The 23,485-nt window shown below is 28.0% G+C and carries 25 protein-coding genes; 20 read left to right on the forward strand and 5 right to left on the reverse strand.

Features of this window, described 5'->3' with window-relative positions; translation table 11 throughout:
* The first annotated feature begins 1 nt into the window (after position 1).
* The 13 genes from folP (at position 2) to VJI93_RS01275 (ending at position 12,707) form a co-directional block, all read left to right on the forward strand.
* Positions 2 to 976: a dihydropteroate synthase gene (folP, locus tag VJI93_RS01215; protein ID WP_323998850.1), complete on the forward strand. Its 975-nt coding sequence runs from the start codon at positions 2 to 4 to the stop codon at positions 974 to 976.
* An 8-nt stretch (positions 977 to 984) separates the two neighbouring features.
* Positions 985 to 1,452: a 2-amino-4-hydroxy-6-hydroxymethyldihydropteridine diphosphokinase gene (folK, locus tag VJI93_RS01220; RefSeq protein WP_041954420.1), complete on the forward strand. Its 468-nt coding sequence runs from the start codon at positions 985 to 987 to the stop codon at positions 1,450 to 1,452.
* A gap of 80 nt (positions 1,453 to 1,532) precedes the next feature.
* Positions 1,533 to 2,231, forward strand: coding sequence for a purine-nucleoside phosphorylase (gene deoD, locus VJI93_RS01225; protein ID WP_009448231.1), 699 nt, complete (start codon positions 1,533 to 1,535; stop codon positions 2,229 to 2,231).
* Entirely contained in the window at positions 2,231 to 2,875 is a 645-nt protein-coding gene (gene deoC / locus VJI93_RS01230; RefSeq protein WP_323998848.1) for a deoxyribose-phosphate aldolase, read from the forward strand. Before deoD ends, deoC begins: the two co-directional genes overlap by 1 nt.
* A gap of 116 nt (positions 2,876 to 2,991) precedes the next feature.
* Positions 2,992 to 4,059 carry a peptide-methionine (R)-S-oxide reductase MsrB gene (gene msrB, locus VJI93_RS01235; RefSeq protein WP_323998846.1) on the forward strand — a complete coding sequence of 356 codons (1,068 nt, stop codon included), beginning with the start codon at positions 2,992 to 2,994 and terminating at the stop codon, positions 4,057 to 4,059.
* Between the two features lie 247 nt (positions 4,060 to 4,306).
* The gene (locus VJI93_RS01240; protein ID WP_323998845.1) at positions 4,307 to 5,761 is read left to right on the forward strand and encodes an alanine/glycine:cation symporter family protein; all 1,455 of its coding nucleotides are present in this window, start codon (positions 4,307 to 4,309) and stop codon (positions 5,759 to 5,761) included.
* 202 nt (positions 5,762 to 5,963) lie between these two features.
* Positions 5,964 to 7,268: a glycoside hydrolase family 73 protein gene (locus VJI93_RS01245; RefSeq protein WP_323998844.1), complete on the forward strand. Its 1,305-nt coding sequence runs from the start codon at positions 5,964 to 5,966 to the stop codon at positions 7,266 to 7,268.
* 27 nt (positions 7,269 to 7,295) lie between these two features.
* Positions 7,296 to 8,225: a DMT family transporter gene (locus tag VJI93_RS01250; protein ID WP_323998843.1), complete on the forward strand. Its 930-nt coding sequence runs from the start codon at positions 7,296 to 7,298 to the stop codon at positions 8,223 to 8,225.
* Positions 8,226 to 8,338: 113 nt separating this feature from the next.
* A complete protein-coding gene (locus VJI93_RS01255) occupies positions 8,339 to 8,857 on the forward strand; it encodes a hypothetical protein (RefSeq protein WP_323998842.1) in 519 nt (172 codons plus the stop codon).
* 132 nt (positions 8,858 to 8,989) lie between these two features.
* A complete protein-coding gene (gene ruvC, locus VJI93_RS01260; protein WP_009372675.1) occupies positions 8,990 to 9,484 on the forward strand; it encodes a crossover junction endodeoxyribonuclease RuvC in 495 nt (164 codons plus the stop codon).
* 7 nt (positions 9,485 to 9,491) lie between these two features.
* Positions 9,492 to 10,094, forward strand: a complete 603-nt coding sequence (ruvA, locus tag VJI93_RS01265) for a Holliday junction branch migration protein RuvA (protein WP_323998841.1) — start codon at positions 9,492 to 9,494, stop codon at positions 10,092 to 10,094.
* An 8-nt stretch (positions 10,095 to 10,102) separates the two neighbouring features.
* Entirely contained in the window at positions 10,103 to 11,110 is a 1,008-nt protein-coding gene (gene ruvB, locus VJI93_RS01270) for a Holliday junction branch migration DNA helicase RuvB (protein WP_009354276.1), read from the forward strand.
* Between the two features lie 109 nt (positions 11,111 to 11,219).
* The gene (locus VJI93_RS01275; protein WP_323998839.1) at positions 11,220 to 12,707 is read left to right on the forward strand and encodes a hypothetical protein; all 1,488 of its coding nucleotides are present in this window, start codon (positions 11,220 to 11,222) and stop codon (positions 12,705 to 12,707) included.
* A gap of 88 nt (positions 12,708 to 12,795) precedes the next feature.
* Here VJI93_RS01275 and VJI93_RS01280 read toward each other — a convergent pair whose 3' ends face one another.
* Together VJI93_RS01280 and VJI93_RS01285 are read right to left on the reverse strand one after the other, a co-directional pair.
* Positions 12,796 to 13,953 (reverse strand): hypothetical protein, encoded by a 1,158-nt coding sequence (locus tag VJI93_RS01280; RefSeq protein WP_323998838.1) that lies wholly within the window; start codon positions 13,951 to 13,953, stop codon positions 12,796 to 12,798.
* Entirely contained in the window at positions 13,940 to 14,575 is a 636-nt protein-coding gene (locus VJI93_RS01285; RefSeq protein WP_323998837.1) for an ABC transporter ATP-binding protein, read from the reverse strand. Before VJI93_RS01285 ends, VJI93_RS01280 begins: the two co-directional genes overlap by 14 nt.
* 204 nt (positions 14,576 to 14,779) lie before the next feature.
* On the opposite strand from VJI93_RS01285, the gene queA reads away from it, so the two are divergent.
* The 7 genes from queA (at position 14,780) to VJI93_RS01320 (ending at position 20,215) form a co-directional block, all read left to right on the forward strand.
* Positions 14,780 to 15,823 carry a tRNA preQ1(34) S-adenosylmethionine ribosyltransferase-isomerase QueA gene (queA, locus tag VJI93_RS01290; protein ID WP_323998836.1) on the forward strand — a complete coding sequence of 348 codons (1,044 nt, stop codon included), beginning with the start codon at positions 14,780 to 14,782 and terminating at the stop codon, positions 15,821 to 15,823.
* Entirely contained in the window at positions 15,823 to 16,941 is a 1,119-nt protein-coding gene (tgt, locus tag VJI93_RS01295; RefSeq protein WP_269754388.1) for a tRNA guanosine(34) transglycosylase Tgt, read from the forward strand. Before queA ends, tgt begins: the two co-directional genes overlap by 1 nt.
* Positions 16,942 to 16,943: 2 nt before the next feature.
* The gene (locus VJI93_RS01300) at positions 16,944 to 17,630 is read left to right on the forward strand and encodes an SdpI family protein (RefSeq protein WP_323998834.1); all 687 of its coding nucleotides are present in this window, start codon (positions 16,944 to 16,946) and stop codon (positions 17,628 to 17,630) included.
* Between the two features lie 171 nt (positions 17,631 to 17,801).
* Positions 17,802 to 18,167: a GntR family transcriptional regulator gene (locus VJI93_RS01305; protein ID WP_323998832.1), complete on the forward strand. Its 366-nt coding sequence runs from the start codon at positions 17,802 to 17,804 to the stop codon at positions 18,165 to 18,167.
* A gap of 2 nt (positions 18,168 to 18,169) precedes the next feature.
* Positions 18,170 to 19,000 carry an ABC transporter ATP-binding protein gene (locus VJI93_RS01310; protein WP_323998831.1) on the forward strand — a complete coding sequence of 277 codons (831 nt, stop codon included), beginning with the start codon at positions 18,170 to 18,172 and terminating at the stop codon, positions 18,998 to 19,000.
* The gene (locus VJI93_RS01315) at positions 19,001 to 19,603 is read left to right on the forward strand and encodes an ABC-2 transporter permease (protein ID WP_323998829.1); all 603 of its coding nucleotides are present in this window, start codon (positions 19,001 to 19,003) and stop codon (positions 19,601 to 19,603) included.
* Between the two features lie 9 nt (positions 19,604 to 19,612).
* A complete protein-coding gene (locus tag VJI93_RS01320; protein ID WP_323998828.1) occupies positions 19,613 to 20,215 on the forward strand; it encodes a hypothetical protein in 603 nt (200 codons plus the stop codon).
* 153 nt (positions 20,216 to 20,368) lie between these two features.
* Here VJI93_RS01320 and VJI93_RS01325 read toward each other — a convergent pair whose 3' ends face one another.
* The 3 genes from VJI93_RS01325 to VJI93_RS01335 are packed head-to-tail and all read right to left on the reverse strand — an operon-like array spanning position 20,369 to position 23,456.
* Positions 20,369 to 21,484, reverse strand: coding sequence for an ABC transporter permease (locus VJI93_RS01325; protein ID WP_323998827.1), 1,116 nt, complete (start codon positions 21,482 to 21,484; stop codon positions 20,369 to 20,371).
* The gene (locus tag VJI93_RS01330) at positions 21,484 to 22,527 is read right to left on the reverse strand and encodes an ABC transporter permease (RefSeq protein WP_323998826.1); all 1,044 of its coding nucleotides are present in this window, start codon (positions 22,525 to 22,527) and stop codon (positions 21,484 to 21,486) included. The genes VJI93_RS01325 and VJI93_RS01330 overlap by 1 nt, the downstream gene beginning before the upstream one ends.
* Positions 22,527 to 23,456, reverse strand: a complete 930-nt coding sequence (locus VJI93_RS01335; protein ID WP_323998825.1) for an ABC transporter ATP-binding protein — start codon at positions 23,454 to 23,456, stop codon at positions 22,527 to 22,529. The genes VJI93_RS01330 and VJI93_RS01335 overlap by 1 nt, the downstream gene beginning before the upstream one ends.
* Between the last annotated feature and the right edge of the window lie 29 nt (positions 23,457 to 23,485).

Raw genomic sequence — 23,485 nt, forward strand, 5'->3', positions numbered from 1 at the left:
TATGAGTGATATTGAATTTAAGTTTGGGAGCAAGTCAATCAGAAATGGAGAAAGTACAAAGTTATGTTCAATTTTGAATGTGACACCAGATTCTTTTTCAGATGGTGGAAAATACTTTGATATTGATAGAGCTGTAAAAAGAGCAAAAGAGCTTGTTTCAAAAGGAGCTTATATGATTGATATAGGTGGAGAGTCCACAAGACCTGGAAGTAAATTAATTTCCGTAGAAGAAGAGATTGAAAGAATTGTTCCAATTATCAAGGCAATTAAGTCTGAAATGGATGTTGTAATTTCAGTAGATACTTGGAAATCTGAGGTTGCTAAGTCAGCAATTGATGCAGGAGCGGATATTATTAATGATATTACAGGATTACTAGGCGATGAAAAAATGGTTGATGTCATTGCAAATTCAAATGTCGGATATATTATGATGTTTAATCCCGTGATTATAAGACCTGAACATGAAGGCTCTAAAATTTTTCCAAAGTTTGGAAAAAATGCCTTTATGACAGATAAAGATTTGGAATATTTTCAAAGTTTGGATATTTTAGATATGATGGAAGAGTGTTTTAATAAAACTATAAATATTGCCATTTCAAAGGGAATAGAAAAGTCTAGAATTTGTTTAGACCCCGGTATTGGTTTTGCTCTTACAAAAAGAGAAAATCTTGAATTGATTAAGGGAATAGACAGAATTCATAATATGGGATATTTATCTTTTTTAGGAGTTTCCAGAAAGAGATTTGTAGTAAATATTTTAACTGAAAATAATATTGACTCAGATATAAAAACAGAAGAGGGACTTTCTAATGTAGATTTGGCATCTGCATATTTAAGTGCGATTGCATCTTTTAAAGGTGTAAATATATTAAGAGTTCATAATTTTGATAAACATTTTTCAGCAATTTTAATTGGAGATGCAATTAGAATGGCAGATAAAAGCGAAGATATTAATTTTGGAGCATATAAAAAATAGGAGGACTTATGAGTAAAGTTTGGATTGCTTTAGGTAGTAATATGGGAGAAGGTCGGAAAAATCTTGATTTAGCAATTAAGATGATGAACGAAAGGGGAGTTTTAGTTGAAAAAGTTTCAACTTATATAGAAACTGAGCCTTATGGTTATACAGAACAGGATAACTTTGTAAATGCAGTTTGTATAGCTGAGACAAAGCTTAGTCCTAGAGAGCTTTTAGAAGTTCTTTTGAAAATAGAGCTTGATATGGGACGAGTTAGAATAATCAAATGGGGACCAAGAATTATTGACTTAGATATTTTATTCTATGAAGATTTAATAATTGATGAAGAAGATTTAAAAGTTCCACATATTGAAATACAAAAAAGGTCTTTTGTTTTAGAGCCTGTGAATGAGATAAGTCCAGATAAAATTCATCCTGTATTTAAAAAGACTGTTCATCAATTATTGTTGGATTTAAACTCTTGTGATATTTAGAATTTAGGCTATTATTCTTGAAAAAATAGAGTTTTTATGTTAATATTATGTAAGATAAAAGATAATTAAGGAGGTTTTTTATGACACCACATAATAGAGCGATAGAAGGAGAAATTGCAGAAACTGTCTTAATGCCAGGAGATCCTTTAAGAGCTAAGTTTATTGCAGAAAATTTTTTAGAAGATGTTACATTATTTAATGATGTAAGAGGAATGTTAGGTTATACAGGAACTTACAAAGGAAAAAAAGTTTCAGTCATGGGAAGTGGAATGGGTGTTCCATCAATTGGAATTTACTCTTATGAATTAATCCATTTTTATGGAGTTAAGAATTTAATCAGAATCGGTTCTTGTGGAGCTTATAGCGACAAATTAAAATTATATGATGTAGTTGTAGGAATGGCTGCATCTACAGATTCCAACTTTGCTCATCAATATAAATTAGATGGAACATACTCAGCAAATTGTTCTTGGGAACTTTTAAGAAAAACTTATGAAGCTTCAAAAGAACAAAATATTGACATCAATGTTGGAAATATTTTCTGTTCAGATATTTTCTATAATGCTTCACCTGAAGATTGGAAAAAATGGGCACAGATGGGTGTTCTAGCGGTAGATATGGAAAGTTATGCACTTTATTGCAATGCTAACTATGCCGGAGTTAATGCAATTACAATTTTAACTGTTTCAGATTCATTCCATTTTAAAGAAATTACAACTCCTGAAGAAAGACAAAACAGTTTTACAACGATGATGAAATTAGCATTGGAGATAGCATAATGAAATTAAATAGATATATGGATCATACTGCATTAAAAGCAGATACTACTTATGAAATGATAGACAAACTTTGTGAAGAGGCTAAAAAATATGACTTTTTCTCTGTTTGTGTAAATGGTTGTCATGTAAAAAGATGTGCTGAAAACTTAAAAGGTTCAAATACTAAAGTTTGTACTGTTGTAGGATTTCCACTAGGAGCAATGACAACTGAAAGTAAAGTTTTTGAAACAGAAAATGCAATTAAAAACGGTGCAAATGAAATTGATATGGTAATCAATATAGGTGCATTAAAATCAAATGATTTAGACTTTGTATATAATGATATAAAGGCACTTGTAGATGCTACAAGAGGAAAAGTACTTTTAAAAGTTATTATAGAAACTTGTCTTTTAACTGATGAAGAAATTGTAAAAGTTTCTGAACTTTGTGTTAAGGCGGGAGCAGAATTTGTAAAAACTTCAACAGGATTTAGCACTTCAGGAGCAAATGAACATGTTGTTTCACTTATGAAAAAAACTGTTGGAGAAAATGCAAAAGTGAAAGCTAGTGGAGGAATTAGAGATAAGGCTACAGCTTTAAAAATGATTGAATTAGGTGCTGACAGATTGGGCGTAAGTGCAAGTGTAAAAATAATTTCAGAATAATTTATGGAAGTTGGAAACAACTTCCTTTTTTATAATTACGATTTTTTTAATACATTTGATTGTTATTATCTTTCGGAGGGTATATTTTTTATAAAATCAGGAAGGGGATGATTTTTATGAAAAAATTTTTAATACCTTTTATTTTATGTGTTTTTATAATAGGATTTGTAGTAACATATAAAGTAAAATCAAAAAAAGGAGAGAAAGTTATGGACAAACCAAAAGTTGATTTAAGTTCAATTAAAAACAAAGGAGAAATCTATTTAGCAGGAGGTTGTTTCTGGGGTGTTGAAGGATATTTTTCAAAAATAGAGGGCATTGCGGATACAACTGTTGGATATGCAAATGGAAATGGCTCAGAGACAAGTTATGAAAAAATTAAAAGTACAGACCATGCAGAAACTGTGCATATAGTTTATGATAAGGATAAAATTTCACTTGAAGAAATTTTACAACATTATTTTAGAATAATTGAGCCTACAAGTGTTAATAAACAAGGAAATGATAGTGGTAGGCAATATAGAACAGGAGTTTACTATGTTGATGAAAATGATAAATCTGTTATAGAAAAATTTATTGACGGACAGAGAGCGAATTTTGACAAGCCGATAACTGTAGAAGTTGAAAAACTTAAAAATTTTGTTGTCGCTGAAGAGTATCACCAAGATTATTTAAAGAAACATCCAAATGGATATTGTCATATTGACTTAGGTCTTGCAGATAAACCTCTCGAAAGAAGAGATGGAAAATATAAAAAGCCAAGTGAAGAAGAATTAAAAAATAAATTGAGCGACTTGGAATACAATGTTACTCAAAATGGAGCAACTGAAAAACCATTTTCAAGTAAATATGATAAATTTGATAAAAAGGGAATATATGTTGATGTAGTAACAGGAGAACCTCTTTTTTCTTCAAAAGATAAATACGATGCAGGTTGTGGATGGCCAAGTTTTACAAAGCCAATTGATGAAAATATAAATTACAAAAAAGATGATAGTCATGGTCTTAAGAGGGTTGAAGTAAAAAGTAAAGGTGGAGATTCACATTTAGGACATGTCTTTGATGATGGTCCTAAGGATAAAGGAGGAAAAAGGTATTGTATTAATGGAGCTTCTTTAAGATTCATTCCTTTAGAGGATATGGAAAAAGAAGGATATGGGAAATATATTGATAAAGTCAAATAAAAAAATTTTAAATATTTAGTTGGGAAAAGGTATATAATTTTATAAATTTAATTATATACCTTTTTTGTTGTGAAATAATAATACTATTAAGTATTTGCTTTGTGCAAAATGTTCAAAAATTGCTAATAACTGAGCTTTTTTAAGTAAGTAAAAAGGTTATAAAATCTCAAAAGTTTTCCCGAAACATATTGACTTATATATCAATTAAGAGTATAATACAATTAATAAATTTTATAGGAGGTATTATATGAACTTATTATCTAATTTTGTATTACTAAGCGGTTCGGAACTTGTTGATACTATCAACAAAATAAACGATTTTATCGCTGGTAAAATTTTAGTAACTGGTTTGTTATTTGCTGGATTATTCCTTTCATTTATTTTGGGTTTCCCTCAAATTACAAAACTGGGAAAGGCTTTTAAATTGGTTTTTGGAGGACTTTTCAAAAAGAAAGAAGGACCTAAAGAAGAGGGTTCTATGTCTTCATTCCAAGCATTGGCTACAGCGGTAGCTGCACAAGTAGGAACAGGTAATGTTGCAGGGGTTGCAACTGCTATTACTGCAGGGGGACCTGGAGCGATTTTTTGGATGTGGTTATCAGCATTCTTTGGAATGGGAACAATTTTCGTAGAAGCAGTTTTAGCTCAAAAGTACAGATCTAAAATTGATGGAGAATTTGTAGGAGGACCTGCATATTACATATCAAAAGGTCTTAAAAAGGCTGGTGTATTTTCTAAGGTTTTAGCTGGATTTTTTGCAATTGCAATAGTATTAGCTTTAGGATTTATGGGTAATGCAGTTCAATCAAACTCAATAGCGTCAGGTATTAAAGGTATTCAAGGACTTGAAAGTATTAATCCAGCTATTATTGGTGTTATTGTTGCTGTTTTAGCAGCTTTAATTTTTATTGGTGGTATTGACAGAATAGCAAAATTTGCTGAACTTGTAGTTCCTGTAATGGCAGCAGTTTATATCTTAGGGAGTATAGTTATTCTATTTATGTTTGCAAATAAAATAGGGCCTACTTTTGCATGGATTTTTGAAAGTGCATTTAGTGGAACTGCTGCAATGGGTGGTATTGCAGGAGCAGCAGTTAAGGTTGCAGTTCAAAAAGGGGTTGCAAGAGGTTTGTTCTCTAATGAAGCTGGTATGGGTTCTACACCACATGCTCACGCAGTTGCAAATGTAAAACACCCTGCCGAACAAGGTTTAACAGCTATTATTGGTGTATTCATTGATACAGTTTTAGTATGTTCTGCAACAGCACTTGCTATTTTAGTAACAGGTGCTTATAGTGTTAAGGGAGCTGATGGAAAATTCTTAGCTGGAGCACAGTTAACTCAACAAGCATTCAGATCTGCATTTGGATCAGGTGGAGCTATTTTCTTAGCTATTTGTTTATCATTCTTTGCATTTACAACTATTGTAGGTTGGTACTATTTTGGAGAATCAAATATCAAATATTTATTTGGTAAAGCAGGACTTTTACCATACAGAGCTATAGTTCTTATTTGTATCATAGCTGGTTCTCTAGGAGAAGTTGCTATTGTTTGGTCACTAGCGGACATTTTTAATACTTTAATGGTGTTGCCGAACTTGGTTGCTATCCTTTGGTTGTCATTTGAAGCTAGAGCTATTATGAAAGATTATAATAAATGTCTATTAAATAATGATGTGCATTATGATTACGAAGTAAAATAGTAATTAAATTATATAAATTTAGGAGGGATTTTATCTCTCCTTTTTTAGTGCAAAAATAGGTTTTTAATAATTTTGTAACACTTTTGTAATAATTTTGTAATTTTTAGTGCATATTTTTAGCTATTTGTTGATGTTATAAAAAAAATATGTTAAAATTATTTACGTTAGATAGTTATTATAAAATAATTAATAGGAGGTATTTATGAAAATAAAAAAGAAAGTTTTAGTGTTTTCTTTATTGTTGTCAAGTGTATTAGTTTCTAAGGATACATTTGTTAGAGAAAAAATAGTCGAGGCTGCAGAATATAGACATAAAATATTTTATGGGGATGACGGGAAGCCTGCAAACTGGTGGTACGATGACGGTAAAGATTGGTACTTTTTCCAAAACGGAAAGAAACATAATGGATATGGAAAAGATGCTTCCGGAAAGAAATTTTTTGACAACGGAAAATATGCAAACTGGTGGAATGACGATGGAAAGGAATGGTATTTTTTCCAAAAAGGTGAAAAACATAGTGGTTATGGAGAAGATGCTTCCGGAAAGAAATTTTTTGACAACGGAAAATATGCAAACTGGTGGCATGATGATGGTAAAGACTGGTACTTTTTCCAAAACGGAAAGAAATATAATGGATATGGAAAAGATAATTCTGGAAAGAGATTTTTCTACAATGGGAAATATGCAAATGGTTGGTGTGAAGATGATGAAGATTGGTTCTTCTTCCAAAATGGATATAAGCATTCCGGCTATGGAATAGACGCCAATGGAACTAAATATTTTTACAATGGAAAATATGCTGGTGGCTGGTATGATGATGGAAAAGATTGGTACTTTTTCAAAGATGGATCAAAACATCACGGATATGGAACAGATGGCAACGGAAAGAAATATTTTTACAATGGGAAATATACAGACGGCTGGTACGATGATGGAGAAGATTGGTACTTTTTCAAAAATGGTGAAAAATTTACTGGACGAGCTAAAGATGAGTCAGGATATAGAGACTTTGTAAATGGGAAATATAGAAGAAAATCATTTAACAATGCTTTTATAGATAAGATTTATCCTGGAGTTTTAAAAGCTGTTAAAGGTAAAGGGTTGTTCCCTTCAGTGGCAGTTGCACAAGCTTGTTTGGAAACTGGATTTGGAAAAGATAGTTTATCTCCTCCACCTATTTATAATTTATTTGGAATAAAAGCTCCTAAAGGTACTCCACCTTCAAGATATCATGAAATAAGAACTGCAGAATATAAAAATGGAGTAAAATATTATATTACTGCTAGGTTTATGAAATTTACAGGATATGATGAAGCTTTTGAATATTATGCTAAGCTATTTACAAAGAACAAATGGTTAAGAAATTATTATTCAGGTGTATTGTCTGCCAGAACTCCGGAAGAAGCTGCAAGAGCATTAACAGGTACTTATGCAACTGATCCTAATTATGGTAAAAAGCTTCTTAACATAATTGATAAGTACGGATTAAGAGAATTAGATAAATAAATTTTTCCGAATGGAGTAAAACCTTAGATGAAAAAATTTAAGAACGAATTTATCGGACTATCTTCAGGATTTCTGTGGGCGGTCAATGGTATAGTATTTTCTTTGCTGATGGGAAGCGAATTGATTAAAAACTATAATGTGGAAATTATATTTTTTCTACCTTTAGTTTTTGCAGGATTTAATGACTTATTTGCGGGATTACTAGTTCTTGGATATAATGGATTTTTAGGAAAATTGAAGATGATATTACCTGCATTGAAGACAAAGACTGGTAAATGGGTCTGCTTTGCGGGTTTAATTGGAGGACCTGTTGGACAGTGCTCATATATAATGGGGATTTCTCTGGCAGGTCCTGCTTATGCAATTCCAATTTCTGCATTATGTCCAATGTTTGGTACTATTTTATCATTTATATTTTTAAAAGAGAAAATTAACTTAAAAACTATTGTTTGTATTATTGGTTGTATTATTGGAACATTTGTTCTTTCTTATACGAAACCTACAGGCAATTACCCTTATTTTTATCTTGGAATTTTATTTTCTTTACTTGCAGGTTTTAGTTGGGGACTTGAAGCAACTATTGTAAGTTTTGCAACAAAAGAAGAACTTGAAGAGGAAATAATACTAAATATAAGGGAGATAATATCTGGAATTAGTATATTGTTTTTAGTTTTACCTTGTTTAAATTTGTTTGGTAGTTTTATTACAACAATACAAAGTATTGCTATAATAAAATATCTACTCTTTGCTGGATTTTTTGCAAGTTTAAGTTATTTGCTTTATTATAAAGGAATGAACTTAAATGGAGTTTCAAAGGGAATGGCTTTAAATAGCACTTTTAGCTTATGGAGTGTTGTTTTATCGGTTATTTTTTTATCTACGCCACTTACCGTAACCTTATTGATTGGTGTTGCTATAGTAACTATATCAGTAATAGGTTTATCATTTAGTGAGTAAAAATTCGTTTGATGGTATATAAAATATTTTAATAATTTTATGGTAAAGTATTTATTTAAAATTGAAAATGTAGTATAATAAACATATATGAAAAATAAAAGGAGGAAATTTGTATGCATCCAATGTTACAAAAAAGTGTAGACACAGGTTATATGAAAGAAGAACATGGTCTATACATCGAAGAAGCTATTGCTAAAGGAGAAACTTTAATTATTTCAGGACATAGATCTGCCGGAATAAGACCGTTTATGGCAGCTGTTATGGCTGTTGCAAAAGGTTCACATAAGACTGTTCAAGTTAAAGACGAAGCTGGAATCGAAGCTGCAAGTGATGTAGATTATATTTTAATTCCTGCACTTACTGAAGAAAACTGTGAATCAATGGTTCAAGCTGCTTTCAATAAAAAAGGAATGTCAACAATTACTTTTAAAGAAACTGAACTTAAATATTCAATGATGAAAATCATGAAAACTCAAGCTAAAGAAGTTGGAGATTTGAATAAAGTTGTTCATTTAATTGAATGTAGAAAATTAGATGGTATTCCACATTTAATCAACTTTAGTAAAATGACTTATGACGAAAAAGGAAAAGTTAAGAGAGAAGATTTACTTAGTTGTGAAGATTACGAATAAAAATATGAGCAAGAATTTTAATTCTTGCTTTTTTTGTGCATAAAATTACTTTATGAAAAAATTCTAAAATAATCTTAATTGAAAAAAATTGTTTTTTATGTTATCATATTTGATAGTATTGGAGGATTTTTTGTGATTATTTTTGGATTAGACCCCGGAATTGCAATTGTTGGGTACGGAATTATAGAGGCTATCGGGAATAGAGTAAGACTTATAGATTATGGAGTAATTGAAACAAAAGCAGGAATTCCACTTCCTGATAGGCTTAAAATTATTGATGAAGAATTGAACAAATTAATAGAACTACATAATGTTGATGAACTTGCAATTGAAGAGTTATTCTTTAATAAAAATGTAAAAACTGTAATCAATGTTGCACAGGCAAGAGGGGTTGAAATTTTATCTTTTATAAAGAAAAATATCTTGGCTTATGAATATACTCCTTTACAAGTTAAACAAGCCATTACAGGATATGGTAGAGCGGATAAAAAGCAAATGCAAGAGAGTGTTAAGATGATTTTTAAACTTAAATCCGTTCCTAAACCCGATGATGCTGCGGATGCTTTGGCAATTGCACTTTGTCATTTTTTTAGCTTGAAATTTAAAGAACAATTTAGAATGAAATAGGTGTTTTATGTACGAATATATTAGTGGAGAACTTAAATTTATTTATAATGATTATATTGTTATAGATAATGGTGGAATAGGTTATAAGATTTTTACTTCCAACAATACATTATTTAATGTAACAGTTGGAGATTTTTATACAATTTATACAGATTACATAGTAAAAGAAGATTATGTCGCTCTGTTCGGATTTAAAACTATGGATGAACTTTCAATGTTTAAATTACTTGTAAGCGTAAATAGCATTGGTCCAAAGGTTGCATGTGGAATATTATCCTCAATGTCTGTTGATAGTTTAAAATTGACTATTGTAAATGGAGATGCAGTTGCTCTTGCTACAGCCAAAGGTGTGGGCAAGAAAACAGCACAGAAAATTATTTTGGAATTAAAGGATAAAATTTCTATTGACAGTATCAGTAGTAAAGATATTTCAGGAATGGAAGCTTCAACTTTAGATAGTGGAAAAGACTTGGAAAAGAGAGAGCTTGTTTCAGATGCTTTAATAAATTTAGGATTTATGAAAAATGATATTGAGAGATTTCTTTCAAGTATAAATATTGATGAAATGGAAATAGAAGATATAATTAAACTTAGTATGAAAAAATTATAGGTGTTAGTATGTTTGAAGATTATGAAGATAGAATTATCGGTACAGGTTTTTCAAGAGAAGATATTGAAATAGAAACCAGTTTAAGACCGAAATGGATTGATGAATATATTGGTCAAGAAAAAGCAAAGGAAAGACTTAAAATCTTTATTGAGGCAGCAAAAACTAGAAATGAGCCTCTTGACCATAGTTTGCTTTATGGTCCTCCGGGACTTGGTAAAACAACTCTTGCAAATATCATTGCAAATGAAATGGGTGTTAATATCAGAGTTACTTCAGGTCCAGCCATAGAAAAGCCAAGCGACCTTGCAAGTATTTTGACAAATTTAAGTAAAGATGATGTTTTGTTTATAGATGAAATTCATAGAATAAATAGAAGTGTTGAAGAAATTTTATATCCTGCAATGGAAGACTATGCACTTGATATAATAATAGGAAAGGGTCCAAGTGCCAGAAGCCTTAGAATTGACCTTGAAAAATTTACTTTGATAGGTGCAACGACAAGAACAGGACAACTTACAGGACCACTTCGTGACAGATTTGGAATTATGTTGAGTCTTGAATTATATAGTATTGAAAATTTACAAAAAATAATTACAAGATCTGCAGGAATTTTGGGAATTGAAATTGAACCTGAAGGAGCACTTGAAATTGCAAGACGTTCCAGAGGAACTCCTAGAATTGCAAACAGACTTTTAAAGAGAGTTCGAGACTTTGCACAAGTTAAGAGAAATGGAAAAATTGATTTACAAACCAGCAAAGACGGGCTTGATATTTTGGAAGTGGATTCTCTTGGTCTTGATACGATAGACAGAAAAATAATAACTACAATAATAGATAATTTTTCGGGAGGCCCTGTTGGGATTGATACAATAGCAGCTTCAACAGGTGAGGAGAGAATTACAATCGAAGATGTCTATGAACCTTATTTACTACAAATAGGATTTCTAAGTAGAACAAGCAGAGGAAGAATTGTAACTGAAAAAGCATATAAGCATTTTGGTAGAATGAAAAAGTAAAATATATTATTAGTGTATTTCAGAGTATGGACAAAATCTTTACTTTGTCCACACTCTGAGAATTAGCTATATTTTTATATTGTTAATTCTCTTTTTTTTGGAGGATGTAATGAAAAAGATTATTTGTTTTCTTTTAGCTTTAATATTTTTAACTTCTTGTGGGTCTTTTGGAAATAAAAATTCTAATGTAAATACAAATGAACTCATATTTTTTAATGGAGAAAATAGGGAAGTTAGAAACAAAAAACTTATTGAGGATTTAGAGCATTTTGAAAGTGTAATGCTTGAAAAACATCAAAAGGAATATAGATATATTACAGATGAAGATTTTAAAAATAGAATAAAAGAATTAAAATCAAATATAGATAATATTTCTGACAGTGAGTTTGTAGTTGAAATTCAACGAATAATGAGCTATTTTAAAGAAGGACATCTTAGTTTTTTAAATCCAAGCCAGGCTATATTACCTTTTTATTTGAAAACTTTTGATGAGGGCACATATATAATCGGAATTGAAAAAGAGTATGAAGAGTATAATTTTAGTAAAGTAAAAAGTATAAATGGAATTAAAATAAAAGATATTAGGGAAAAAGCAAAGGAAATAATTTCTGGAGATAACAAATATAATATTGATTATTGGGTTGACTATTATATAACAGATTTGGATTATCTTGTAGGACTTAAATTAATTTCAAATGTAAATGAAATAAATGTAGTGATTGAAAAAGATAAAAAAGAATTTAATGTAAAGTTTAAACCTAAGATTAATAGGGATGTTAAAACAGAAAAAAGTGAATATTCTAAAACAGAGGAATTTAAGAAAAATAAAGAAAATTATAAAAAATCAATATTAAAATTAATTGAAAAATCATCAGGAAAAGAAAGAGAAAAATTAGAAAATGATTTTAAGAAAATAAACAATTTGGAGTTTGTTACTTATAATTATATTGGCAAATCTTTTTTAGAAATTGACAATATTCCATATAAGATGAATCCAACACAATCTTATACTTTTGAAACATTTCCGAAGAAAAATGCAATGGTTCTTCATTATAATATATGTTTTAGTGAAGAACATAAACCTTTTGACAAATTTTCAGCTGAATTTTTTAAATACATTCGAGATAATAAAAATTTATTGGAAATTAATAATATAATAATTGATTTGAGATATAATGAGGGAGGAAGCGAAACTGTTTTTCTATCTTTTTTAGATGAGTTAGAAAAGTATGGGAAGGAAAATAAAAAATTAAAAATTCATATTTTAGTAGGAAGAAATACTTTTTCTGCAGGAACAAAAGTGGTATATTCTCTAAAGAAAAAATTTAAAGATGTTACAATTTATGGAGAACCTTTGGCAGGAGGAATATATTCGTCAGGAAATGTAACACAAGATATTTTGCCAAATAGTAAATTAATATTCAGCTATGGACAAAATTTTTTTGATAATACTAAAGATAATAAAGATTTATTTACAGAAAAAGAAATAAAAGAAAATGTATTAATCCCAAATGAAATTTTAAAACCGACAATAAAAGATTATATTGACAATAGAGATTATGTTTTAGAAGAAATATTGAATAGAATGAAAAAGTAACGATTATTTAACCATTACTTTTTTGTTGCAAAGCAACAATGTTCCCGAGCACCCACCCGATGCGAAGTATTGAGGAAGGGTGGGGTTCTTATATAATTAAGTTAATTCCAATTATTGTTAGTATTAAGTTTACAATTGTAGTTGTAACTATATCATTTCTATTGTATTTATAATTCTTTTTTTGTATATAATTTGATACTACAATTGTTGAAAATATAGTAATTAATGATGATATAAGGATTAGTTTTCCTGTTAAAATAATTCCCAATTTAAAATAAATTATCGGTAAGAAAAAAATTATTGAAGTAAAATGAAGTTTTAAATTATCTATTATTTTAATTTTATTTATATTTTTTAATGAATTTTTATTATATATAAAATTACAAATATTATGTTCTATTCTAAAAATGTTAAACAAATTTAAAATACCATTAAGAACAATTGAAATAGCAAAGAAAATTATTATATTTTCAAGGGTTTCTCTCCAAACGGTTATAAAAGATATTGTATAAAAAAGTGAGATATTTTTTATAAAATTTCCACTTCGTATTATGTATAAAAAATTATATCCAAAATATTTTTCTGAATTTATTAAAAGTTTTGAAAAATTATGTTTTTTAATATAATTTGATTTTATAGAATTTAATATTTTTATTGATATATAGACAAATACAAAAAATACTAAAATGTAAACAAAAAAAGGAATTTTATTTGCAAAATTTTTTATCATTTCTCCAGTTCCTTTTTTTACAAATACTAAAAGCAAAAATATTATACTAAATCTAATCAATAGTAAAAATGACTGAAAATCAATTTTATTGAATATTTTTCTTAGTCCTATAACAATTAAAAATAGCAAGGATACAATTGTCATATAAAATAGGCTTAAGTTTATTAAATCTAATCTGTATGGAATATATACAAAAAAGCCGACGATTAAAGATATGATTAAACTCTTTGAAGAATAGTATTTTTCTATTTCATCAGTTTTTAATTTTCCAAAAAATGATTTTAGTTTTACTTTGCTGTTTAAATTATAGTTTGGAAAGATAAATTCAATAATTATTGTAAAAAATAATAAACTTTTTAGAAGATACATATCTTCATATTTGCCAAACAGAATAAATCCAATATGAATTAATGAAATTATAAACAGTATCAATGCAAAAAATTCTATTAGGTTAAAATTATTTTTTATTTTAAATCTTTTCCTAAATATTTCAAAATTTATTTTAAATACATTCAAGAATTTCACTCTCCAATTTTTCTGTACTTTTATCTAAAATTTTTACAATTTTTCCGTCTTTCATTATAAAAAATTCATCACATATATCTGAAAGAGTATCTAAAATATGCGAAGAAATCAAAATGGAACAATCTTTAGAAATCTCTTTTAGATAGGTTTTAAGTTCAAATATATAGTTTATATCTATACTATTAAATGGTTCATCTAGAATTAAAAAATCAAAATTTCGTATAAATATAGGAGATAGGGCGATTTTTTTACTCATTCCCTGAGAAAGATTTGCAATTAATTCATTTTCTTTGTTTTTTAAATTTAATTTTTCTATAACATAATTGTAATTTGAGTTTGTATCATTATATTTTAATAAAAGATTTATAAATTCTTTTACAGTTAAAAACTCGTAGGCTTTAAGATCAGTTGGGATATAAAGAATTTTGTTTTCGTCAATATCCATTTCGATATTACCATTTAAGTTTAAATTATTTGTTATTGCATTCATCAATGTCGTTTTACCTGCACCATTTTTTCCAATGAGTGCATAAATTTTTCCCTTATCAAAACTTAAATTTTCAACATATATTGAAAAATTTTCAAAAGAATGACTCAACTTTTTTAAAATCATAAAACTCTCCTAGTAAAAATAAATAATTATTCTATATAGAATTTGAAAAATGTGCTTGCTATTAAGTTAATTATATTACAAAAATATCTTTTGTCAACGATTTAGTTAATTCGTTGAGATTAAAAAAATTTGAAAAATATTGAAAAACAAGATATAATATATGCTTGTAGATGTATTTTATATTTTAATAAAGGAAGAGAGTTAATGAATAATTTAAAAACAGATGATTTTGATTTTGAGCTTGATGAGTCTTTGATTGCTCAGTTTCCACTTAAGGATAGATCAAGTTCAAAACTTTTAGTTGTAAATAGAGAAAATTTTGATTTGGAACATAAAAATTTTAAAAATATTGTTGATTATATAAAAAAAGATGATGTTTTGGTAATTAATGATACTAAAGTTATTCCTGCAAGACTTTTTGGAGCAAGACCCGGTAAGAACGAAGCGATTGAAGTTTTACTTTTGAAAAAGCACGAGGATAATACTTGGGAAACTTTAGTTAAGCCCGGAAAGAAAATGAAGATAGGCTCAAAGGTTGAGTTTGGGAACGGAAAATTGCTTGGAGAAGTTGTAGGTATAAGTGAGGATGGAGAGAGATTTGTAAAATTTTCTTATGATGGAATTTTTGAAGAAATTTTGGACGAACTTGGAACAATGCCACTTCCACCATATATTCACGAAAAATTAGAAGAAAGAGATAGATACCAAACTGTTTATGCAAAGCATAATGGTTCAGCTGCAGCGCCAACTGCCGGACTTCATTTTACAGATGAGCTTTTAAAAGAGCTTAAAGAAAAGGGAGTTAAGATTGCAAGAGTTACTCTTCATGTTGGACTTGGAACTTTTAGACCTGTTAAGGTTGATAATGTTTTGGAACATAAGATGCATGATGAGTATTATGAAATTTCAGAAGAAAGTGTTGAAATAATTAATTCTGCAAAGGAAAAAGGAAATAGAATTTTTGCAGTTGGAACAACAAGTGTAAGAACTTTGGAAACAGTTTATAAAAAGTTTGGAAAACTTGTAGCTTGTAAGGGGAATACGGATATTTTCATATATCCGGGTTTTGAGTTTAAGGTTGTTGATTGCCTTATTACAAATTTTCATTTGCCAAAATCAACATTAATTATGCTTGTTAGTGCTTTTGCATCAAAAGAGATAATAATGAATGCATATAATGAGGCTACGAAAAACAAATACAGATTTTTCAGTTTTGGCGACGCAATGCTTATTAAAAAGGAGAAATAATGGAATTAAAATATGAATTGATAAAAAAGTCTTCGGATTGTAATGCAAGACTTGGAAAAATATATACAAATAGGGGTGTTATCGAAACTCCGATTTTTATGCCCGTAGGAACGAGAGCGACTGTAAAGGCGATGAATGTAGATGAGTTAAAAGAAATTGGCTCACAGATAATTTTAGGAAATACTTACCATTTGTATTTAAAACCAGGTCAAGAAATTATTAGAATGGCTGGTGGACTTCATAAGTTTATGAATTGGGATAAGCCAATTTTAACGGATAGTGGTGGTTTTCAAGTTTTCAGTCTTGGAGATATTAGAAAGATAACTGAAGAGGGTGTAGAGTTCAGATCTCATATTGACGGTTCAAAGCATTTTATTTCTCCTGAAAAATCAATGGAAATTCAAAATGATTTAGGTTCTGATATTATGATGGCTTTTGACGAATGTGCACCATATCCTGCAAGTTATGATTATGTAAAAAATTCTATGGAAAGAACTTTACGTTGGTTAAAGAGATGTAAGGATTATCATAAAAGCACAGATAATCAAGCACTTTTTGGAATTATTCAAGGTGGAATGTTTAAGGATTTAAGAAGAGAGTCTGCACTTGCTACAATAGATATGGATTTACCAGGCTATGCCATTGGAGGGCTTAGTGTAGGAGAACCTAAAGAAATTATGGTTGAATATCTAAATTATACAACACAATTTATGCCTGAAAATAAGCCTAGATATTTAATGGGAGTAGGTACTCCGGATTATCTATTTGAAGCTGTTGAAGCGGGGATTGATATGGCTGACTGTGTTCTTCCTACAAGAATTGCAAGAAATGGAACTGCAATGACTTCAAAGGGAAAACTTGTTATAAAAAATGCTAAATATGCGAAGGACTTTGCTCCACTTGATGATGAATGTGATTGTTATGCTTGTAGAAATCATACAAGAGCTTATATTAGACATTTGATTAATGTTGATGAAATATTAGGGGCAAGACTTCTTTCAATCCACAATTTAAGATTTTTACTTAAAACAATGGAAAATATAAGACAAGCAATTAGAGAAGATAGATTTTTAGAATATAAAAAAGAATTCTATAAAAAGTATGGATATGAGGACTAGAAATGAATAAATTTTTAAAATTATTGTTAATTTTAGTGATTACACCGATAATTTTAGCAACAGCAGGATTTGCTGTATTGCCGTCAGCAGTTTTTGCTTATATTAAAGATGGAAAAGAAGTTTTTATCGGCTCCTTTATGATTTATACATTTGCTTTGGTAAATGCAGTATTATCATTCTTTGGAATAACTTATTTAAGAAGAGTTAGAAAGAAATTTAATGATGAAAATTATCCAACGGGAGTAACTGTTGTAGCTTTTGTAACTCTGCTTATTTCTATTATGTGTAATTACTTTACTTTTTCAGTTTTAAAACTTATGTTAAAAAATTCAAAAATGGAAATTCCATTTTATGTAATTAGATTAGTTTTCACTTTAATTGCAATTTTGACAACAATATATGGAATTTATTTGAGAAAAGTAAATAAAGAAAGTGAATTTGCAATAAGAAATAAATGGACAATGAGTAATGATATAGTTTTTGGCTTTGCTAATAAATTTTCAGGAATTGTCTTTATAGCGGGTGGAATATTTCTTTCAATAGTATCTTGGATTATTGGAAATCAAAGTCAATTATATATAACAACATTATTTACTTTAATAATTTGTGCAATATCATCAAACTATATAAGTAGAACAATAGGTATGAAATACAAAATGATGTATAAGGAAAAAGACAAGAAAATATAAAATTTTTTAAAATAGAGTGTCAATTAGAAAATATTGACACTTTTTTAGTGGAAAAAATAGAATTAAATTAGAATAATAATATAAAAATATATAATAATTTTATAAAAATGTTGACAAATTTATTTTAAGTGTATATAATGTATATATACAGTAGATAGAGAGGAGGGTTATATGTTAATTAATTTATATAAAGACGATAAAGACCCGATTTATTTACAGATTGTAAAACAGATAAAAAAAGAAATTATGAATAAAAATCTACAACAGGGAGATTTACTTCCTTCCATTCGAGCTTTAGCAACAGACTTAAAAGTAAGTGTAATTACGACTAAAAGAGCGTATATGGAGCTTGAAAAGGATGGGTTTATACAAACTGTTGCAGGTAAGGGAACTTATGTTACGAATAAAACTGTAAATGTAATCGAAGATGAATATTACAGATTATTGGAAAACTCAATTAAAAATGTTTACACTTATGCAAATGCTTTAGGACTATCTAAGGAGGAGCTTAAGGAAATTTTTGAAAATTGGAGGTAATTATGTTAAAGGTTAAAAATCTTGAAAAAAATTATAAAAAATTTAATTTGAATATGACTTTTGATTTGGAAGAGGGCTGTATTATGGGCTTAATTGGAAAAAACGGCTCAGGAAAGACAACTTTGATTTCCACGATTTTAAATATAATTGTAAAAGATGGTGGAAGTTGTATGATTTTTGGAACGGAAAACAATAAATTAACTCCGATTCAAAGAGAAGATATAGGAATTGTTTTTGATGAAATTCATTTTCCAGACAACTTTAAGATATATGAAATTGAAAAATTTTGTAGTTTAGTTTATAAACATTGGGATACAAGTCTTTTTAGGAAGTTACTTGCTGACTATGAAATAGAAATTATAAAGGAAGTCAGTGAACTTTCAAAGGGAATGAAAATGAAATTGCAATTAGCTGTAGCATTTTCACATAATCCAAAGTTGTTAATTTTAGATGAGGCAACTTCTGGACTTGATCCGATTGTGAGAGATGAACTTTTAGATTCGCTTTTTGAGTTTGTAAGAGATGGTAAACATTCAATTTTAATGTCCTCACATATTTTATCTGATATTGAAAAAATTTCAGATATAATAACTTATATTGATAATGGAAAATTAATTTTTTCCGAATATAAAGATGATTTGCTTGAAAAATATTGCATAGTAAGAGGAGATGAGAGAATTTTAAATGGAATTGCAAAATGTGATATTTTAGGAGTAAAACAAGGTCATTATGGAATTGAAGCATGCATTAATAGAAATTCATTCAAAGGAGAAAATTTTGACAAACCTACATTAGAGGATATAATGATATTTTTAAATAAAGGGGTGATTTAATTGAAAGCATTACTTTATAAAGATATAATAATTTTAAAGAATAATTCTGTGGTAATTTCAATACTATCATTTTTTTTGATTATTGCTATAATATCTGGCAATGTTGATATAGCGTATTTGATTGCGACATTTGGACTGGTAATCTTTTTTATAATCATTTTTGAAAGTGATTATAAAAATAATTTTTATAAATATATAATTTCCAATGCAGTTGAGGAAAAATCTATAGTTATTTACAAATATCTTTTGGTTTTTTCAGCGATCATTTCTATTTTTTTTATCAATCTTTTAATTACATTTTTGACAGGGTATGACAAAACTTTTTATAGATTTTTACTTTTTTCAAGTATAAATATTTTGTTTTATGAAATACTTATTCCAATATTTTTTAGATTTGGGAAAATCGCTATAGCTGTTACTAATGTAATTGGGACTGTTATTTATATCGTAGGAGTTTTTTATTTAATAAAAAATAATACTATTTTAAAATTTGAAATTGGAAATAAATTAAATATTTTTATAATTTTAATTATAATTGATTTAATTTTGTTTGTATTTTCTTTTTTATTGAGTTTGAAATTTATTAAAAGAAGGATAAGTTAGGAGTTTGTTATGAATGGGTTATTGCTTTTAGAATATCTTGAAATTAAGAAAAAATGGTATTTGTTTGCATTAGATTTAATGCTTTTATGTTTAGGGGCTTATCTTGAAATGCCATTCGCCTATATTTTTATAATTTCATTAATTGGAAGTAGAGATGTCGGAAATAATTTTGAAAGGAATAAAAAAATAAACAAATATATTTTAACAACTAAATTTTCAAGAAAAGATTTAATTTTTTCAAAGTTTTTAGTTTCAACTCTAAAAATTTTAGTCTATTTTATTTTTTTATTTGTATTTGTTAGAATTTTTAATTCAAGTTTTTTATTAAGTTTATTAGGATATTTTTTTACGGCTATATTTATAAATCCAATAGTTCAGTATTCATATTTTGTATTTAAAGATAGAGATGATATAGTTCCATTTTTTGTTATGATTGCATTTCCTCTACTTTTTATTTTGTTGGGGTTTAAATATTTACCTAATTATGTTGGACTGTATGAAAATATGTATATATTAATATTAAGTTTTATAACTATATTTATTCTAAATATCTTGTGGAATATTTATTTGCTAAAAGCAACTTTTAAGAGTATTGAATGTGAAGATTTTTAGAAAAACTAAAAGAAGTTATAATTTCAAGACCGGTGGTAATGTCAACAAAAACGGCAAATCAAAAATTCCAATAAAACCTATACTAAATATTGCTAGTATAAACATAAAAAAGCACAGACAAAATTTATGCTTTGTCTGCGCTCTGAGAAGTCGCTAAGCGACTTCTTTTAATTTGTGTCTTCTTATAAATATTCCCAATAGGGTATAGAATACTATAAATACAGCCTGTGAAGCAACAAATAGTAAAAATTTGTCAAAAGTAATTTCTTCTAAAAACTTTACAAAATAATATTGTGGCATAAATTTTGAAAAATTAATTACTCCTTGTGGGATGTATTGTATTGGGAAAAATACTCCAGATGAAAATGCCATTATCATACTGAATGCAGAGTTTATACCATTTACAACTTTTACATCTTTTGATATAGATACTAATAGTTGTCCGATTGAAATAGCAGTGAAAGAGAAAATAAATACCGCTATACTTGTGTAAAATAATGAATTTTTAGGGATGGAATTTCTTGCCATAAATACAGAAATTGCTAAATAAAAACTCGTTATTATAATGGCAATTATTATTTGAGCAACAAATTGTTGTATTGTTTGTGATTTTTGACTATAAGGGGATAATGCCATTCTCTTTAAAAGACTTTCTTTTTTAAATTCAGCATCTATATTAATAATCACTGAAATAGTACTCATAAAAACAATATAACTTAGGACTGCAAAGGTAATATTAAAAGACTGTTTATCTTTTTCTTGATTGTATAAGTTTGTATCTATTACTTTCACATCAATCTTAGTATTTAATGTATTTAATACTTCTTGTTGATCAACATTTGAGTTAATTCCAGCCAAAGTGTAATTTAAATAGCTTTTTAAATCAATTTTTAAAAATGTTATAGCTGAAGTTTTAGTTGGAGCTAAAATTGAAACAGCTTTTTTATCATTTAATAAATTTTGTTTAAAGTCTTTTTTAATAACAATATAAGCTATAATTTTATCTTCAACAAGTTGTTTTCTCGCTTCACTATCCGTGATTTTATCTTCTTTAACATTATGTTTTTCTTTTAGATAATTTATTAACGCTCTTGATTCTTCACTTTTGTCTTCATCATTTATCATTATATCTAGTTTTGTTGGTTTAAATTCAGTATCACTATTTTTTGAGCTGGTGAATATAATCAACATAACCATAAAAATCATAAAAGAAAGTATAACTGATTTTATATTTTTAACAAATATTTTCATATAATTCTTGAATATCATTATGCCTTATGCCTCCTCAAACATATTAATGCAATTCCGAATAATACTAAGGAAAACGGAACTACATACTGAATCATTGAAATTAAATAACTGTTGTCATTTGCAATATTTACGCCTAGTAGGGCATTTTCCATGTATATTGCAGGATTTATATACTTTATTAGAGGAAATCCTGAAGCTATAGCATTAGTAACAGCTGGTCCAATCATCCCTGAAGTATAGTTCATTAGTAAAATAATTCCAAGTCCCACCATTGTTTTAGTTTCGGTTTTAGCTTTTAATGTAACAGAAAGCACCATTCCTAATGTAATTCCAAAAAGCATAATTAAAATAATTATAATACTGGAAGCAAAATAGTTTGTTATCAAGGTTATACCAAATACTAATTTTAAATATACAATTAATAATAGGGTATTAAAACCTGTTGATATTAGTGCTGATATTATTCCATTAATTAAGTAACTTGACTTTCTTAAAGGGGAAACTAACATTCTTACAGCAAAATCTGATGAGTCATATAAAAGATTATCTATATGATTAACCCCGTCAAACATTGTATAAAGACTTGTCATAATTATTATAGAATAGAGTATTGTTTCGACTCCTGTAACACCATGGTTTTTGTCTTCTATAAAATCTTTATTTATACTTTTCAATATTTCCCCTTGATTTATTTTTGTTTCATACATTTGTTTTATTTGATCTAGGATATTTTTAACAACCATTATATCGGAACTAGAAGATGCAATTTTTAAGGACAAATCATTTTCTATAAATGCCTTATATTCCTTGTTTTTTATATCTGTTTGAATATCTTCTTTTACTTCTTTAATATTAAGATATGGTATTTGTTTTAAAATTGACATATGTGGATTGTTTTTGTCTATTCCAACATCTACCTTATCAAAAGACTTACCCATATTAGGAATTACAATGCAGAAAAATGTGGCTAAAATTAAAGGGAAAAAAGTATTCCAAAAAAAGGTCATTCTATCTCTAGTAATTTGTAAAAAACTTATTTTTAAAGCAGATAAAATTTGCATTATTCTCTAAGCTCCTTTCCAGTCATTTCTAAAAATATATCTTCAAGTTTAGGTTTCTTAGAAAAGATTTCTTCATAAACAACATTATTTTCATCTAGTAGATATATTAACTTTTTAATATTACCAATATCACTTGAATAACTTAAAGTTACTTGGTTTTCTTTTAGTTCAACATCTATTACTTCGTCTTGTTTTTCTAAAATTGATATAATTTCAGGTTTTATAAAACCTACAACTGTAATTTTTTCTTTTACACTAACTCCATTAATTAAAGTTTGCATATCTCCTGTTAGTATATTTTTTCCATTATCCATAATAGAAATTCTATTGCAAAGATATTCAGCTTCATCCAAATAGTGAGTGGTATAAAGAATTGATGAGCCTCTTTCTGCTAAATTTTTTATTCCATCTAAGATAAACTTTCTACTTTGAGCATCAACCGCAACAGTAGGTTCATCTAAAATTACAAGTTCTGGCTTATGAGAAATACCACAAGCGATATTTAAACGTCTTTTAAGACCACCAGAAAGTTTTTTATGCAACATTTTTTGATGGCTTTGAAGGCCAGTAAATTCTATTGCTTCATTAACAAGTTTTTTTCTTTCATTTTTATTTGAAACATAAAGACCGCAGAAATAATCGATATTTTCTTTTACAGTTAAATTTTCAAAAACTGCAAGTTCTTGAGGAACAATTCCGATTTTTTTCTTTATTTCATATTCATTTGAAATATCTTTTTTACCGAAAACCTCAATATTTCCACTGTCATATCTCAAAAGAGATAACATACACATTATAGAAGTTGTTTTTCCACAACCATTAGGTCCAATAAGACCTAAAACATCTCCTTTTTCAAGAGATAAATTAAAATGATCAAGGACTATTTTTTCCTTAAATTTTTTGATCAAATCTTCTACTTTTATAATCATAATTATCACCTCACCAATATTATAGCAAT

The sequence above is a fragment of the Parvimonas sp. M20 genome, from assembly GCF_035282425.1.
Classification (GTDB): Bacteria; Bacillota; Clostridia; order Tissierellales; family Peptoniphilaceae; genus Parvimonas.

Coding starts and splice junctions, on each gene's coding strand:
- tgt (WP_269754388.1), top strand. CDS start 15,823: ATGGAATTAAAATATGAATTGATAAAAAAGTCTTCGGATTGTAATGCA.
- VJI93_RS01300 (WP_323998834.1), top strand. CDS start 16,944: ATGAATAAATTTTTAAAATTATTGTTAATTTTAGTGATTACACCGATA.
- deoD (WP_009448231.1), top strand. CDS start 1,533: ATGACACCACATAATAGAGCGATAGAAGGAGAAATTGCAGAAACTGTC.
- msrB (WP_323998846.1), top strand. CDS start 2,992: ATGAAAAAATTTTTAATACCTTTTATTTTATGTGTTTTTATAATAGGA.
- ruvA (WP_323998841.1), top strand. CDS start 9,492: ATGTACGAATATATTAGTGGAGAACTTAAATTTATTTATAATGATTAT.
- queA (WP_323998836.1), top strand. CDS start 14,780: ATGAATAATTTAAAAACAGATGATTTTGATTTTGAGCTTGATGAGTCT.
- VJI93_RS01320 (WP_323998828.1), top strand. CDS start 19,613: ATGAATGGGTTATTGCTTTTAGAATATCTTGAAATTAAGAAAAAATGG.
- VJI93_RS01330 (WP_323998826.1), bottom strand. CDS start 22,527: ATGCAAATTTTATCTGCTTTAAAAATAAGTTTTTTACAAATTACTAGA.
- VJI93_RS01305 (WP_323998832.1), top strand. CDS start 17,802: ATGTTAATTAATTTATATAAAGACGATAAAGACCCGATTTATTTACAG.
- VJI93_RS01250 (WP_323998843.1), top strand. CDS start 7,296: ATGAAAAAATTTAAGAACGAATTTATCGGACTATCTTCAGGATTTCTG.
- VJI93_RS01285 (WP_323998837.1), bottom strand. CDS start 14,575: ATGATTTTAAAAAAGTTGAGTCATTCTTTTGAAAATTTTTCAATATAT.
- VJI93_RS01255 (WP_323998842.1), top strand. CDS start 8,339: ATGCATCCAATGTTACAAAAAAGTGTAGACACAGGTTATATGAAAGAA.
- VJI93_RS01240 (WP_323998845.1), top strand. CDS start 4,307: ATGAACTTATTATCTAATTTTGTATTACTAAGCGGTTCGGAACTTGTT.
- VJI93_RS01245 (WP_323998844.1), top strand. CDS start 5,964: ATGAAAATAAAAAAGAAAGTTTTAGTGTTTTCTTTATTGTTGTCAAGT.
- deoC (WP_323998848.1), top strand. CDS start 2,231: ATGAAATTAAATAGATATATGGATCATACTGCATTAAAAGCAGATACT.
- VJI93_RS01310 (WP_323998831.1), top strand. CDS start 18,170: ATGTTAAAGGTTAAAAATCTTGAAAAAAATTATAAAAAATTTAATTTG.
- VJI93_RS01325 (WP_323998827.1), bottom strand. CDS start 21,484: ATGATATTCAAGAATTATATGAAAATATTTGTTAAAAATATAAAATCA.
- ruvB (WP_009354276.1), top strand. CDS start 10,103: ATGTTTGAAGATTATGAAGATAGAATTATCGGTACAGGTTTTTCAAGA.
- folK (WP_041954420.1), top strand. CDS start 985: ATGAGTAAAGTTTGGATTGCTTTAGGTAGTAATATGGGAGAAGGTCGG.
- VJI93_RS01275 (WP_323998839.1), top strand. CDS start 11,220: ATGAAAAAGATTATTTGTTTTCTTTTAGCTTTAATATTTTTAACTTCT.
- VJI93_RS01335 (WP_323998825.1), bottom strand. CDS start 23,456: ATGATTATAAAAGTAGAAGATTTGATCAAAAAATTTAAGGAAAAAATA.
- folP (WP_323998850.1), top strand. CDS start 2: ATGAGTGATATTGAATTTAAGTTTGGGAGCAAGTCAATCAGAAATGGA.